The organism is Seonamhaeicola sp. (assembly GCF_028281565.1).
Taxonomy (GTDB): Bacteria; Bacteroidota; Bacteroidia; order Flavobacteriales; family Flavobacteriaceae; genus Seonamhaeicola.
Window position 1 is genome coordinate 406275 of record NZ_JANQJQ010000021.1, and the last position, 16160, is coordinate 422434.

12 protein-coding genes are annotated in these 16160 nt (G+C 39.1%); 6 read left to right on the forward strand and 6 right to left on the reverse strand.

Annotated elements, in window-relative coordinates; all coding sequences use genetic code 11:
• Positions 1-2: 2 nt before the first annotated feature.
• The 5 genes from Q0983_RS11565 to Q0983_RS11585 form a co-directional block, all read right to left on the reverse strand.
• A complete protein-coding gene (locus tag Q0983_RS11565; protein WP_299553097.1) occupies positions 3-1235 on the reverse strand; it encodes a sugar ABC transporter substrate-binding protein in 1233 nt (410 codons plus the stop codon).
• Positions 1235-2380, reverse strand: coding sequence for a CaiB/BaiF CoA-transferase family protein (locus Q0983_RS11570; RefSeq protein WP_299553100.1), 1146 nt, complete (start codon positions 2378-2380; stop codon positions 1235-1237). Before Q0983_RS11570 ends, Q0983_RS11565 begins: the two co-directional genes overlap by 1 nt.
• Positions 2381-2386: 6 nt before the next feature.
• A complete protein-coding gene (locus tag Q0983_RS11575) occupies positions 2387-3529 on the reverse strand; it encodes a CoA transferase (protein WP_299553103.1) in 1143 nt (380 codons plus the stop codon).
• Positions 3530-3533: 4 nt separating this feature from the next.
• On the reverse strand, positions 3534-4685 hold the full coding sequence (locus Q0983_RS11580) for an extracellular solute-binding protein (protein WP_299553106.1): 1152 nt from the start codon (positions 4683-4685) through the stop codon (positions 3534-3536).
• A gap of 235 nt (positions 4686-4920) precedes the next feature.
• Positions 4921-5991 carry an L-rhamnose/proton symporter RhaT gene (locus Q0983_RS11585; RefSeq protein ID WP_299553108.1) on the reverse strand — a complete coding sequence of 357 codons (1071 nt, stop codon included), beginning with the start codon at positions 5989-5991 and terminating at the stop codon, positions 4921-4923.
• A gap of 102 nt (positions 5992-6093) precedes the next feature.
• Here Q0983_RS11585 and Q0983_RS11590 point away from each other — a divergent pair, with 102 nt between their 5' ends.
• From Q0983_RS11590 to Q0983_RS11610, 5 genes are all read left to right on the forward strand, one after another.
• On the forward strand, positions 6094-6861 hold the full coding sequence (locus tag Q0983_RS11590) for an IclR family transcriptional regulator (protein ID WP_299553111.1): 768 nt from the start codon (positions 6094-6096) through the stop codon (positions 6859-6861).
• A 156-nt stretch (positions 6862-7017) separates the two neighbouring features.
• On the forward strand, positions 7018-9495 hold the full coding sequence (locus Q0983_RS11595) for a sugar-binding domain-containing protein (RefSeq protein WP_299553114.1): 2478 nt from the start codon (positions 7018-7020) through the stop codon (positions 9493-9495).
• 6 nt (positions 9496-9501) lie between these two features.
• Positions 9502-10266 (forward strand): enoyl-CoA hydratase/isomerase family protein, encoded by a 765-nt coding sequence (locus tag Q0983_RS11600; RefSeq protein ID WP_299553117.1) that lies wholly within the window; start codon positions 9502-9504, stop codon positions 10264-10266.
• Positions 10267-10282: 16 nt separating this feature from the next.
• Positions 10283-11740 carry an aldehyde dehydrogenase family protein gene (locus Q0983_RS11605; protein ID WP_299553120.1) on the forward strand — a complete coding sequence of 486 codons (1458 nt, stop codon included), beginning with the start codon at positions 10283-10285 and terminating at the stop codon, positions 11738-11740.
• 259 nt (positions 11741-11999) lie between these two features.
• The gene (locus tag Q0983_RS11610) at positions 12000-12863 is read left to right on the forward strand and encodes a family 16 glycosylhydrolase (RefSeq protein ID WP_299553123.1); all 864 of its coding nucleotides are present in this window, start codon (positions 12000-12002) and stop codon (positions 12861-12863) included.
• Positions 12864-12978: 115 nt separating this feature from the next.
• Here the strand turns inward: Q0983_RS11610 and Q0983_RS11615 are convergent, their stop codons facing one another.
• Positions 12979-14088: a glycoside hydrolase family 88 protein gene (locus Q0983_RS11615; protein ID WP_299553126.1), complete on the reverse strand. Its 1110-nt coding sequence runs from the start codon at positions 14086-14088 to the stop codon at positions 12979-12981.
• Between the two features lie 391 nt (positions 14089-14479).
• On the opposite strand from Q0983_RS11615, the gene Q0983_RS11620 reads away from it, so the two are divergent.
• Complete coding sequence (locus Q0983_RS11620) at positions 14480-16141, forward strand: sulfatase (RefSeq protein WP_299553129.1); 1662 nt, start codon at positions 14480-14482, stop codon at positions 16139-16141.
• Positions 16142-16160 lie beyond the last annotated feature (19 nt).

Sequence of the window (16160 nt, forward strand, 5' to 3'; positions counted from 1 at the left end):
AACTACATATTTTCTATTTGATCGATTTCTTTTTGAGCCCTGTCCAAAATGGTTTTAATAGCTTCCGAAGTATTGATGACGTCTAAAACTAACTGATCAATCACATTGGCAATATCTGACCAATTGCTCTTTCTAGGTAATGATCTGGTATTTTGATGTAAAGCTTCTAATTTGTAATAATATGGTACTTCTTTGTTCACATCGGCGTCGTACCAGGTGGATTTTCTACAGCCGATAGCCCCTTCTAAAGTCAACAGTTTATCATTTTGGGCATTAACCGCAAACCTGATAAATTCATAGGCCAGATCCTTGTGTTTACTGCCACTGCCAATAACGTACATCCAGTAGGCATTTAAGGAAGCACCTTCGCCATTTGGTCCTGCCGGAACATTGGCTATATCTACTTTCCCTTTTACCTTAGAATCTTCTAAAAACTCGCACATAGAAGCAAACCCAAACCAATTGACCATCATAGCTAAATTGCCATTGGCAAACGCCATACCTGATTTTACCGAGTCAAAATCACGTGAATCCGGGTGGATAGCATTGGTGTTTTTCAGGGCCTTTCGATAGAATGCCATGCCTTCAATGGCAGCATTTGAATTTAGTTTTATCTTTTTATTGTCATCAAATAACTCACCACCCCGTGTCCAGAGTTGTAAACAAAAGTCAAAAACCGTGTTATGACCGTCAGGGTAAGCAGCAAAGGTGGTGCCGTATAAATTTTGTTCCGGCCTGTTGAAAAATTCAGCAATTTGCATGAGGTCCTCCCAGGTTTTGGGAATTTCCAGCGGTTTGCCATATTTACCGTAATAGTCAACACCCTCTTCTATCGATTCGAACAGGTCCTTTCTGTATATCAGGCATTCAGGGCCATTGTGAAAAGGAAGGGCAACGGTTTTATCATCAAACTCCTGCTTATAAAGTAAGGATCTTGACCATCCGTCCGGGAAATCTTCCGGAGGATCGTTTTCTATATATGGTGTTAAATTTTCTATTGCTTCCGAAGCATAGGCTTCAGTAATCCAATCGGTATTTATTAAAGATACGTCCCAAGTGCCCTTTTTTAAACCTTCGTCTTTTAGGATAGTATCGTATAAAGGATGCAAATCAAGAGGAACAGCTTCCAATGTTAAATCACAACCGGTTTCCGAACAAAACGCATCCCAGATTTTAGCTATGGTTGATTCAAAAGCATCAAATTTTCGTACCGCAATTCTGAATGTTTCTGCCATTATTCCGGAATTAATTCGTTTATGATACTTTGCGTATGCTCACCCAGTGCAGGGGAACCTAAAGGTGATTTCAAAATATCACCGTCAATTCTAATGGGGCAACGTGTGGTTTCGTATTCAAAGCCATCTCCCATTCTGACATTCTGGATCATATCCAGGACTTTAAAGCCTTCCAATTCAAAAAGCTCCTCCCAATTCATAACACTGGCACACCAAATATCGGCAGGTTCTAAAATAGATAACCAATGTTCGGTATTTTCCTGTAAAAGAGTAGTTGCCAGTAAATCTTTAATTTCATCCCTTCGGTCATACCAACTTGCAACCTCCTGAAACTCAACCAGCTTGCCGTTGCCCAGTAATTCCCCTAAAAAAGGAATGGAGCCCATAGCCAGTGCCAGGTATCCATCAGCTGTTTGGTAAACCCCATAAGGAGCTCCTAAATAAGCATGAGCACTATTGCTTTTAGGACGGATAGTTGGCTGACCGCCATCGTGATAAAATGTGGTGATAGATTCAAATTGGAAGTCTAAAATAGATTCCAGCATACTCACGGATACTTTACTGCCTTCCCCGGTTTTAGAACGTTTTAACAAGGCCGCTAAAATACCTTGCACTAAATGGGCTCCTGATAAAATATCGGCGATGGCCAAACCAATAGGCGTGGGGCCATTGCCCTCATTGCCGCTCAACCAGGTCAAACCGGATAAAGATTGCAATAATAGATCCTGACCAGGTTTTGATGCCCATGGGCCTTCAGAACCGTATCCTGAAATTTCGCCGTAAACTATTCCTGGGTTTATTTTTTTAATAATGTCATAATCCAGGCCAAGTCTATCAATAACACCCGGACGGAAATTATGAACCAACACGTCGGCTTGCTCTATGAGTTTTAAAACACGTTGTTTGTCAATGTCGTTTTTTAAATCGGCCTGAAAGCTTTCCTTGTTTCTGTTGATCGCTCTAAAAACAGAGGATTCTCCATTTAAAATAGTATTTGAAACATATAATTGACGGCAAATATCACCAGTTTCAGGACGTTCAACTTTAATCACGCGAGCTCCCAGATCGGCTAATCGCAATGTTGCCGAAGGCGCTGATAAAAACTGGCTTAAGTCTATAATTAATATATCTTCTAATGGTTTCATATGTTACTATAGATTAAATTCTTTGATAATGTCTTCAGTATGCTGACCTACTCTTGGGGCGGGCTTACTTGCAAAAACACGCTCATCATTCACCCGAATAGGACAACGTGTAGTATGCACTTCCTCACCCGAAAGTAATTGTAGTTTTTGGTCCCATTGTAATACTTTATAGGCATCATGATTCAATAAGGTTTTATAATCAAAAACATCTGAGCACCAAATACCTTCTTGTTCCAAAATATCAAGCCAATGGGCCGTAGTTTCTTTTATTAGGAAGGAACGCAGGATATCCATGATGTCATCACGTTTTGTGAACCAGGAATCTGAATCTGTATATTCGGCTAATTTATCGCATTGCAATACCTCGCCAAGTTTTAGCAGGGATCCCATGGCTAAGGCCAAATAACCATCTTTGGTTTTGTAAATACCGTAAGGCGCCCCCAGATAAGCATGTGCAGACCCTTGCTTAGCCCGTACCGGTTGTTGGTTTCCGTCGTTTAAATAGGTTGTGATCACTTCAAACTGAAAATCTAAAGTAGATTCCAATAAACTGACTTCAACCAAAGCTCCTTGCCCGGTTTTTTCTTTTCTAATAAGGCTTGCCAAAATACCATGTGCCAGATGCGTTCCGGTTATTAAATCAGATAAAGCAGCACCTACCGGAACAGGATTATCGTCTTTATTACCGGTTAAGTTGGCGAAACCCGACATACACTGGATTAAAAGATCCTGCCCCGGTTTTTTAGCCCAGGGCCCAACAGTGCCGTATCCGGTAACGGTGGCATAGACCAATTTTGGATTTAGTTGTTGAACTGTGTTGTAATCCAAACCTATTTTTTCCATAACACCCGGACGAAAATTATGGGTCATCACATCCGCCTGTGCAATGAGTTTTTTTACACGTTCTAAATCGTCTGGGTCTTTCAGATTGGCAGCATAAGAATCTTTATTTCGGTTTACAGTATGAAACACTAAACTGCTTCCGTCTAAAAATAAATTTTTTAATGCAATTTGTCTTCCGGCTTCTCCTTCAACGGGTCTTTCAATTTTAATAACGCGTGCTCCAAGGTCGGCCAATTTTAAACCGGCCGAAGGCCCTGCCATAAATTGTGCAAACTCTAATACTAAAAGTCCTTCTAATGGTCGCATTTCTTTAGATTTCTAACGATTTTTTATACAATTCATTTAATTGAGAAAGTAAGGCTTTTTCATCGCCGCCGTTGATCAGGTACTCCCTTATTGGAGCACCGGCTCTATCCTGAAAATACATATGTCCGTTATAACGTGGTCTTAAAAATGCCCGGTCTAATGCCGGTAATGTATTTTTAAAGAAATCGGCTGATGCTTCGTTGGTATGTGCATCGGTCCAGGCTTTTCTGTGTCCCGGTTGTCCGCCATTATCAAAGAATACCGTTTTTTGACAGGCTTCAGAACCCGTATACTCTACATATTTCATTACGGTTTCTATGGCTTTCGATTGAGCCGAAACGGCCAAACCGGTACCTCCTAAAGTTGAGATAGCACCAACACCATTAATTTCTACCATATCATGGAAGTGTAGCAATTTACGGGCATAGCCTTCTCTGCTGTAATTTGTATAGCCATAGGCCCAGGGACAATAAGCGTATGTATCAGTTTGAGTCATAGCTTCATAGATTTGAATGGGGTTCCAGTCAAATATTTGAGTATCCATTTCAACTGCCAATGTTCTTAACATTTTTAATGCTCTCACACCAATTTCTTCACTAACAACGTAGTCAGAAGATGTACAAACCTCTTCGCCTAAATTACAGCACATCATGTAGAAATTCATTAAAGTGTCTTGAGGTATCCCTGGCATAATGACCAGCCCTTGTTTGGCAAGTGCTAATAAATCATCATAGGTTTCAGGTAATTTTAACCCCTTTTCTTTAAATATGTCCGGACGACTGGAAGCCACTGGTGTAGCGGCATCAACTGCCAGAGCCCATTGATGTCCGTTAGACGAATAACTTTCGTGTGAACGCCCCACCGTATTATCTTCGAGGTCTTTCAAAAAATCTTTAGGAAGGTATTCATCTAAAGGTAAGATTACATTATTTTTTCCTGCAAACCCTGCCCAGGGATGATCAATGATCAGTAAATCGTATCGTTTTGCCAATTGATCAATGGGTTCATCTGCGAACGCCTGTAACGAACGCTTCTCCCAAACAATATCTACATTTGGGTTTAATTCACAAAAACGTTGCGCTGTGGCTACCACAGAAGTAAATCCTCTACTGTGGTTCCATGTAATTCCTTTTAATTGTACACGCTCTGTACTCATTTTATAATTTTTATTATCTATTGGTTGAAAACTTGTAATTTATTGCACCTGCTTTAGTTTCGATAAATTTCATTTTTGGACCGATGACGATGACCAATGACCGAAGTATTGAAATACTGGCAGAAAGTTCAGTCCTCCGTCTTCTGTCTTCTGTCTTTCTTCTATTCTCCATTTCTCATCGAATTTCACTCTAAACTTAACCTTAATATATTTTTAAGGCATATTGATTTCATTTTTAATGACCGTTTGTAACATCTGTTCCCAATTTACTGCCATAAGCAATGATGATGAATGAGACCACCAAAACCACTAATGCGATTACCAATGTAAAATAGGTGCGTTTGGTAACTTGTTTCCATTCTTTTAGTACAATGCCCACTACATAGCTGAAAAAGATAAGCATAGACATATGTAATACCCAACTGGCAAATTTGTAAGCCCCCATTTGTACATGTCCAATACCGTAGAAAAAGAACTGCCCATACCATAAGGCCCCGCTTAAAACGGACATTCCCAAGTTTAGATAGTAGTTCTGTTTGCCAACACCTTTAATGTCAACAAGCTCTTTTAAAGTTTTGTTCTTTATACCGACAACAGTAAACCATATAAAGTTGGTTATGAATGCGCCTCCGGTTGAGAGGATCAGGTTGGCATTTCCTTCAAAGTTTCCGGCACCATAGTCACCTGCAATCTGCGCCACAGGGTCTCCAACTTCTAAAGAAATACCAAAAACAGCCGATAATACTCCCGCAATAATGGTCAGTGTTAGCCCTTTTTTCATGTTGAAGGTGAGAGGTTCACCACCATTGGCGTTATTATTTTTTAGATCTTTTTCCTTTCTGTATCCCGCAACCCCACAAATAATGATACCAATTAAAGCCATAAACATACCGAAGAAAATGGTGTAACCTCCCGGCCCATTAAGTTTTTCCATAAAAGTACCGTGCATAATTAAGGGTACAATGGTTCCTAAAATGGCTGATATTCCAATAGAAATGGTATAGGTTAGGGAATAACCTATGTGACGTATGGCAAAACCAAAACACATGCCGCCAAAACCGTAAATGGCACCTAAAAGTGTGGCGTTAAATAATACTTCGGAAGAGGCATCATTAAAAACATCCATTAAGTTAGGCACTGTTAAAAAACCAATTAGGAATGGAAAAATAAACCATGCAAAAGAGGCCTGAACGATCCAGTAGGAGTCCCAGGACCATTTTTTTACTTTCTGAAATGGGACATAGCAGGTAGATGCGGCAACACCTCCTACAGCATGAATTAAGGTTCCTAAAATTGGATTTGCCATAATATTTGGTTTAGTTGATTTATATGCAAAAATATATTTTATATATGAAGTAAACAAAAAATTGGAATAGTTTTATTAATATTGTGTAATTCAATAAACAAAATGGCAGATAGTAACACAGTAAAATATAATGCCCCGGCATTAGATAAAGGATTAGATATTTTAGAATACCTATCAAAAGAGGGTATTCCTTTAACCCAGGCAGAGATCGCCCAGGGTATTAACAGAACACCTAGTGAAATTTACAGGATGCTGGTTTGTTTAGAAGAAAGAGGCTATGTTGTAAGAGGCGTTAATGCCGGGAAATACCGGCTTTCATTAAAAATGTATAGCCTATCTCATACCCATACGCCTTTTGATGAATTAAAACGTGTAGCGCGTTATCCCATGCAATTGCTTTCCGAAAAAACAAGACAATCCTGCCATTTGAGCATTATGAATAATGACCAGTTGTTGGTAATCTCCCAGGTTAGAAGTCCGAGTGCTGTTTCTTTATCTATAGAAGAAGGTACGCACTTTCCATTGTCTATGACTTCTTCCGGAGTGACTATTTTATCCATGTTTTCAAAGAAAAGACGCAAAGAAATTCTATCCAGAGATACCCATTTCAAGGCATGGGATAAAGACAAACGAGAAGCCTTGAATACTGAAATAGATAAGGTGGCAGAAATGGGATACCGTTATTCCGATAGTAAGCTGACCAGTGGTGTTACGGATATTGCTGTCCCCATTGGGAACAAATCCGAGTTAAGAGCCGTATTAGCTATTTCAGTGTTTAGCTCAACCTTACACGAAGAGTTGAATGTAGACACCATCATTTCTAACCTCAAACAGACCCAGGAAGATATCAATAAATTAATTGGAGGTTAGTCCGGGCTTATTTATCTGGGTAAGGCTTTAATTCTTGTAATTATTTAATTGTATAGTTTTTGTCAAGTTACTTTATTAATTATTTTTATATGTAAATGGTATTTTTACATATAAATTAATAAAAACTAAAACTCGATTAAAATAGATTAGCATTAAATGAAAAACATTAGTCAGGAAGAGAAAGATTATCTACAGGGAGATGGTAATACTTCAAATGAAAAAATCATATTGGACCTTACGGGTAATAATTGGCAAATGGAGGGGATTCGTCCCGGAGAAGGTGTTAAAATTGGCTTCCATGAATTAAATTTTGATATTACGGGAGACTCTTTTAACTGGATTTATGCCAAGGTTCCGGGTGATGTGTATACCGATTTATGGCGAGCGGGCAGATTAGATGATCCGCACTTTGGCAGAAACAGTTTAAAAGCTAAATGGGTTCCGGAACATGAGTGGTGGTACAAGCGTCAGTTTGATGTTCCCAAAGAAATGGAAGGAAAGCATATTCAATTGGTTTTTGATGGGGTTGATTTTGCCTGTGATGTGTGGCTTAACGGGGCGTTTTTAGGAACGCATGAAGGCATGTTCTCTAAATTCAAATTTGATGTGTCAAATACGATTCGTTTTGAGCGTTTACGTTTCGGAACCAATGTGCTAATGGTGCGTTTACATCCGGCGCCAAGACGATACAGTCAGGTGGCGGGTAGAAAACCAGCCTGGCATGGTGACTATTGGGTGAGTTTGCCGCCAACAGGTATCTGGAAGCCCGTTTATTTGGAAGCCATGGGAACGGTGACGGTTGAAGATACTTATGTGAAGCCAACTATAGGTTCTGAAAATTCAGCTAAACTGGATGTAGAAATCGAATTAGAGAATCATGAGGATACAGATAAAACAGTTGAGCTAAAAGTTGAAATTGAAGGAGAAAACTTTGATTCCAAAGTATATGAAACTACTAAAGAAGTTTCGGTACCAAAAGGAACAGGTAAATTCGAATTAAATTTGGATATTGATGAGGCGAAACTATGGTGGCCCTGGGATTTAGGGGACCAAAATTTATATACGGCTAAAGTGACGGTTACTGAAGATGAGGTGCTTCATGATGAGACTACTACCTCATTTGGGATTAGAGAAGTAAAAATGGAACATAATCCCGGGTTTACCAAAGATCAGGTAGAAAATCCATGGACCGTGATGATCAATGGGAAACGCCACTTCATGCGTTCCGGAACCTGGGGTGGCCCACCGGATATTTTTATGGGACGAGCTCATAAAAGCAAATACAAAGAACTGATCCGGTTAGCTAAGGAAGCCAATTTTAACAACCTGAGGATTTTTGGCTGGCATCCAGAAGAGATTCCCTATTTCTACCAATTGTGTAACGAAGCCGGTATTACGGTTTGGCAGGATGTGTTACCGTTGGCAAGCTTATCATTGCCAAAAGACGAAGCATTTAAGCAAGCTGTATTTGCGGAAGCCATAGTGTCTGTAAAAGAGCAACGCAATCACCCTTGTATTGTATTATTGGAAGGTTCCGAGGAGTTGTTTATGACGGCTTCAGATCCTCAACACAACTTGAATTTTGTAAACGAATTGGGTGAAGCTATCAAACCATATACACCATTACATTATATTCCGTCGTCTCCTTTAAGTGATGAGGTTGGATTGAACTTAGGTTTCAAACCAAATGAAAGTTATCACGCCAACGACTTGTTTTATGGAGAAGGTGAGTTTGTGATGGAAGATTATTTTCCAAGCCTGGATTATGCAGTTATTCCGGAATTAGCGATTTCGTCTTGTCCGAATGTAGATAGTATTAAAAAATTCATTCCGGAAGAGGAGATTTGGCCTCCGGGGCCAAGTTGGGGACATCATTGGACGGATTTCGATGCTTTAAGAACCTTGAACTTTGAAGTGTTAGGCGATCAATCTAGGGATGGTTTTGAAAAATTTGTGGAAGCCACTCAAATAGCACAAGGCGTTATTTTTCAATATGCCCTGGAACACTTCAGAACCAGAAAGCCCAAAACCAGTGCTATTTGTATTTGTCACTACATCACGTTTGCACCCGATATGAAATGGGGTATTGTGGATTATTATCAGGAAAAGAAACTGTCATTTGATCATGTTAGAAAAGCCTATCAACCGGTATTACTTACCATGAAACATTATAACCGACGTTGGTTACCCGGAGATGCCTTTAAAGGTGAGCTTTGGGTGGTTAATGATTATTATCAATCCTTCAGCAATTGTAAAGCAACCATCAAATTCCTGGATAATAACAAAACGGTTATCAAAGAGGAAAGTTTTAACTTTGATGACATAGTAGGTGATAGTTCAGCTAAATTTGCGGATGTATCCTGTACGGTTCCCGGTGATTTGGGAGATAAATTCTATGTAGAAATGACCTTAGCTGATGCTTCCGGAAATATCCTTTCAGAAAATGACTATATGCTATTGGTAGCTGATAAAGTGAAAGACAAAGCCGAATTAAGAGCCATTGGGCTGGATGCGTTTGACATCAAACAAAAGTATGGATGGGCCAATTATTTTAGGTATTATCCAGGTTTGGGCGCCGAAGAAGGCACCAAAGAAGCCGATGAAGCTATGCCAACCGCCAGAGGTTTTAAATAAAAACGTATGTTTAGATTTAATAAAAATGATAGATTAGGAATCATAACCCTTAGCAAGCCGCCCGCTAACAGTTATGACATTCATTTCTTTAAGGAGTTCGAACAGCTCTTAAGCACTATTGAAACCGATTCCGATATAGCCGTGGTATTACTTAAAAGTGATATTCCGAAGTTCTTTTCGGCCGGAGCCGACATCAAAGTGTTTCAAAGTAATACCGTGGAGCAGAATAAGGAGATGGTAGTGATGGTCAACAAAATAGCTGCCGGTATCAGTACGAGTTCAAAAATATTTGTCGCTTTTTTAAACGGGCATACCTTGGGAGGCGGATTGGAATTAGCCTTAGCCTGTGATATTAGATTGGCATCCCATAAAAAGTTCTTATTGGGCTTACCCGAAGTTAAATTAGGCTTAATGCCCGGGAATGGAGGTATTCCCCGTTTAGTAAACGCAGTTGGTGTTTCAAAAGCATTTGAGCTGGTAGTTTCAGGTAATACTATTGATTCGGAAGAAGCTTATAGAATTGGATTGGTCAATCAGCTTTATGAGGAAGCGAACGCCGAAGCACAAGCTTTGGACTATGCTATTAACCTATCGAAAGGGCCTAAAATAGCTATGGCTACCATAAAACAGACATTTTCAGAAGGTATAGGGAAAGGTCTGGAGGATTTTTTGGAACTTGAAAAGAAACAAGTGGGTACCCTTTATGATACCTATGATGCCAAAGAAGGCTTTTTGGCTTTCGTAGAAAAGCGAACACCTGAATTTGAATAATAAACAACTAAACACTATGAGTCAAACTAATATTAAACATTATCCCTGTTACATTAACGGGGAATGGTTAGATAGTTCTGTAAGAGAAGTTATTGAAGTTGAAAACCCGGTTGATAACAACGTGTTCGCAACCGTAACATCTTGTACTAAGGAAGATGTGCAACATGCTTTGGAAACTTCGGAAAAGGCGCAGAAGGCCTGGGAACTTACTCCCGCAAATACAAGGGCCCAACATATTTATGAAATTGCCAATAAGTTAAAGGCAGAACGAGAAAACTTCGCTAAGCTTTTGGTGATGGAACAAGGAAAAACTTATGCAGAAGCCTTAGGGGAGGTTGATGATACGGTCACCTATATGACCTATTCAGCGGAAGCCGCTCGTAGAATTCAAGGGGCTATTTTCCCGGCTGAAGCAAAAAATATCAGGCTTTCAATTCACAAAGTGCCTTATGGTGTAACAGTTGGACTGTGTGCCTTTAACTATCCGTTGGCATTAATTGGAAGAAAAGTGGGGCCGGCTTTGGCAACAGGAAATACCATGATCATAAAGCCGCATGAATTAACACCTATAACGGCATCGGAGTTTTGTAGATTGGTGGATGAATCCAGTCTTCCAAAAGGGGTTATCAATATGGTGTCCACTAAAACAGCCGATGCTGCTTCGTTATTAGTGGAAAGTCCTATTACGAAGCTGATTTCTTTAACAGGAAGTACAAGAGCCGGAAGGGCCATGTATAGAGCTGCTGCTGAAAATATTACCGGATTGATTTTGGAATTGGGAGGGAAAGCACCGTTTATAGTCTGTGAAGACGCTGATATAGACAAAGCTGTTGAAGCTGCCGTTATTTCCCGTTATGCAAATTGCGGACAGGTTTGTATCTGTAATGAAATGGTTTTTGTAGATGAAAAGGTAGCGGATGAGTTTACTGAAAAAGTAGTGAAAAGAACCCAACAGATTAAAGTAGGGGATCCCTTTGATGCTGCGGTCGCCATGGGGCCCAATGTAAGTACCTTAGGATTGAATAGAGTGGACGATTTGGTTAAACAAAATATTGAACAAGGCGCAGAATTATTACTGGGAGGTGGCAGACCCGAAGGGGCCTATTTTGAAAAAGGAAACTGGTATACACCTACCATTTTAGGCAATGTAAAAGGCGACGGTGCGACGGTAAGTCAGGAGTTATTTGCCCCTGTTATGCCTATTGTGAAGGTTGGCGGTTTTGAAGAGGCCGTAGCTTTGGCTAATGACAGGGAAGAAGGGCTGTCTGCTTATTTGTATTCCAATGACTATAGGGTACATCAAAAGGCTATTGATACTATGGAAGTGGGGACTATTTTTATCAATCAGCAAATCATAGGAAATATTCAAGGCTATCATTCGGGGCATAAGACGTCCGGAATTGCCGGAGAAGATGGTATTTATGGTGTGGATCATTACCTTCAAAAGCGTACCATTTATTTAAATTACGAATAGAAGCATTAAACAATTAATTTATAGTGATACACCTCCCTTAATCCCTCCTTGTTAGGAGGGAAACTGTTACCTTGAAAATTTATTGAGTACGAGTTGTTTCCCCTCTAAAAAGAGGGGAGTAAGGTCTATTTCTTTCAGGTTAAACTATGCCTTAAGCTGGAGACAAAATTCCTAACAGACCATTAGTACAAAGGTTTTGGACATTCGTTTTATCGGAGGTGTTTTATAGTACCTAATTTTACAAAATAGATTATTTATTATGAGATACCTTTTTACTTTTTTATTAGTAGCTTTTGTTCAAATGTCAAAAGCTCAGGATTTAACCATTCCACCTAAAAATTATGTGGATTCTGTTAAAATTGAAAATGCTGTAAAACGAAAGAATGATAACTATCCACTTTCCGATCAAAGCAATTCAAAGAAATGGAAATTGCTTAAGAAGTTTTCAGATGAATTTGATGCTGAAACATTGAATACCGACAGGTGGTATCCTAATAACCCGAAATGGAAAGGCAGACAACCAACTTACTTTCATGGTTCCAATGTGAGTTTAGAAAATAGCGAGTTGGTGTTTAGAGTGAATCAGCATGGTAATGAAACTTTGCCCGAAGGATATACCCATTCTACAGGCTTTATAAAGAGTAAAAACAAATTTTTATATGGTTATTTTGAAGCAGAAGGCAAACTCATGGATGCTCCCTGGGTTTCCGGGTTTTGGATGACCAATGTCTCTAAAGATTGGTGGACAGAAATAGACATTTGTGAAAATGCACCGGGTCTGCATTATAACAGACATGATTTAAATTCCAATATCCATGTATTTAGGGCTCCTAAAGATAAAGGAGATGTTAAAAAACACTTCTCAAGAACTAAAAAGTATTACTTCCCATTGGAATTACAGGCAGATTATCATGTTTGGGGATTAGAGTGGACCCCTGAATTTATCCGCTTCTATATTGACGGTATACTCTTTAGAGAAGCTGAAAACACGCATTGGCATCAGCCTTTAGAGGTTAATTTTAATTGCGAATCTAATAAATGGTTTGGCGCTTTGCCTGATGATAACCGTTTGGACGGTGAATATCACGTAAAATATTTCAGAGTTTGGGAATTAAAAAAGTAAAATACTTGTCAACCTGAACTTACCTTTGCTGAACTTGCTTCAGTATTTCAGGTTTTCAAAACAATTAATTGAAAATCAAATGAGAAAGATTCTGAAACAAGTTCAGAATGACAAGTTACTTCTTTACCATCTTATAAACTTCAGCTCCGGCTGCTAAAAAAGCCCCGGTACCATAAACTTCGGTTTTATCGGCCCAGGCTTTTCCCGGAGCAGCTCCAATGGGTTGAACATAGCCTAACATACCATCTTCTGTAATGTGGCTGCACAGGCTGTTCCAGGCTTTTTCTATATGAGGCTGATAGGTCTCTTTATCTAATAGTCCGTTATTGATTCCCCAGGCTAAACCAAAGGTAAAGAATGAGGTGCCGCTGGTTTCCGGAGTAGGGTACACATCCTGACTTAATAAACTCATGGCCCAATGCCCTTCCGGGGTTTGAATTTCAATAAGTTTTTTAGCCATTTTCAAATAGATGTCTTTAAAGTAGTCGTATTCTTTTGATCCTGTTTCGTATTCATCCATTAATAAGGCTAAGCCTCCAAAAACCCAACCGTTTCCCCTGGACCAAAATATTTTTCTGCCGTGAGCCAATTCACCAATATAACTGTTGTCCCTGTAAAAGAGGTCTTCATCAAAGTCATATAAATGTTGTCTAGTGGCTTCAAATTCACCCAGCATCCAATCTGAGTATTTTTTATCACCTGTAACATTGGAGAGTTTTGCACAAACCGGGGGCGCCATAAATAAGGCATCACACCAGGTCCATCGCTCCAAATGCTTGTAATTGTCTAGTGTTATGGGTTGTTTGCTAGGGTTAGCAATAATAAAATCGAAACTTTTTTGCGTTTCTTCAATCATGTTGGCGTCACCATATTTTCTATAAAGTTCAATGAACATTTGTCCGATGGCATGGTCATCTGCGTGATAGGGTCTTCTATGAAGCTTCCAATTCTGTTCATCACCAATACTTTTTAGCCATTTCCAATATTTATTCTTTTTTGTGGTTTCGGCGTGTTTTACCATACCAACATATAAAGCACCATTGGTCCAATCTGCAATATGATGCGGCTCTTTTTTAGTATAAGGCTCTCTGAAATGTTCAATCTGCCAATCAGCAACACGTTTCATTTGTTTTTTCACCGAAGATGGTTTTATGGTCTGTGCATTCAAAAGAAAAGAAGTAGTCGTAAAAATACTTAACAACAAAAAAAGTTTTAAAAGTTTCATAGGAAAAAGGATAAATTAATGTCTAATATTTCGCTAATATATAAAAAAATACAATCGATTGTATTTTTGCTAAATTCAAACGGTTTGAAATCAATGGAAAGCGCAAAACCTGTTTTTGTCTTTAAAGACGTGTTCTGTCTTCAGTGGAACTGGTAAAATTTACGTCTGATGTTCTTTTGCAATTTAGAGAGATTATATAAACGGCTGTTTTTTAGTTTTTTAACCTGCTATTGAATGGAGTTCATGCTAATCTGAATATGGACTTACTACCTCCTGGTCAAGAGACTATTTGGTTATATTTAAAAGATTAATTGCATTAATAAAAACATTTGTGATACTATAAAACGTAAAAGAAAACGATTTTTATACTTCAAATTACTAACCAAATATCATGTTAAAAAAAATATTCAATTTATTTCTAGTATTGCTAATTGTTTCTTGTGGCGAGAAGGATGAAAAACAAGAGGACGCATCAAAAAAACCTAACATCATTTTTGTAATGTCCGATGACCACACATCTCAAGCTTTTGGAATTTATGGAAGCCGATTGGCAAGTTTAAATCCAACACCAACTTTAGATAAAATTGCTAACGAAGGGATGATCTTCGACAATTGTTTTGTAACCAACTCTATTTGTACACCCAGTAGGGCAACGATTATCACAGGACAGTATAGTCAGACCAATGGTGTTTTGGATCTAGAGGGGCATATTGAACCTGAAAGGCAGTATTTGCCGCAAGAGATGAAAAAACTGGGGTACGAAACAGCTATCATAGGTAAGTGGCACTTAGAAAGGGAACCGGCTTCGTTTGATTACTATACTGTTTTGCCCGGGCAAGGAAAATATCACGATCCAACATTTATTGTACAAGGTGATCAACCATGGCCTAAAAATACTATTGAAACAGATGGACATTCCAGTGATATGATTACAGACCTTTCATTGGATTGGTTGAAAAACAAGCGAGATAAGAATAAACCATTTTTCTTAATGCACCATTTTAAAGCGCCGCATGATGATTTTGAATTTGCACCAAGATATAAGGATTATCTGGAAGAGACCCATATTCCGGAACCGGCCAGTTTATATGATAATGGGAATAATGGTTCTATAGCCACCAGAGGAGAGCATGATGAACTAATTCATGATATTGGGTCTTCGGTTTCTAAAAGAAACACGATCAGGGGCATGTGGATGCGTCTGTGGAGTGGACAATACACTAAAATCTCCAACCCGGATTTTGACCCTTCAAAGCGCATTAAGGAAGGGATGAGTGACCGTGAGTTCACGCATGAAACCTATCAGGAGTACTTAAAAAGATATTTACGCTGCGTGAAAGGTGTAGATGATAATATGGCAAGATTGGTTCAGTTTTTAAAGAACGAAGGACTTTACGATAATACTATTATTGTGTATACCGGCGATCAAGGATTTATGTTAGGTGAACACGATTATATAGATAAGCGTTGGATGTATGAAGAGTCCCTGAGAATGCCATTCTTTGTTAGATATCCAAAATCTATCAAAGCGGGTTCCAGAACAAATGCAATCATCAATAATAGTGATTTTGGACCCACCTTAATTGAGATGGCAGGCGGTAAAACCCCAAAGTATATGCAGGGCAACAGCTTTAAATCTATTCTAGAAACCGCTGAAGAACCGAAAAACTGGCAACAGTCGTCATACTACAGGTATTGGATGCATATGGCACATGCACATGCCAACCCTGCACATTTTGGTATCAGAACTAAAAAGTACAAGTTAATATTCTTCTACGGTAAGTATTGGGTGGATACCGATAAACCGGGAGCCGAATGGAATAAAAAAAGCTGGGGCAACAGATTTACGTTCCATACACCGGTGGCCTGGGAATTTTATGACCTGGAGAATGATCCTGAAGAAATGAATAACCTTTACGGCGATCCTGCCTATAAGGATATTATCGCAGACTTAAAAACCCAGTTAGCAGACAAACGTAAAGCGTTAAATGAGGAGGATGGCGACAAGTTTCCTCATATTCAAAAGGTTATTGATGACCATTGGGATGATTAATTAACAACATAAAGATAGT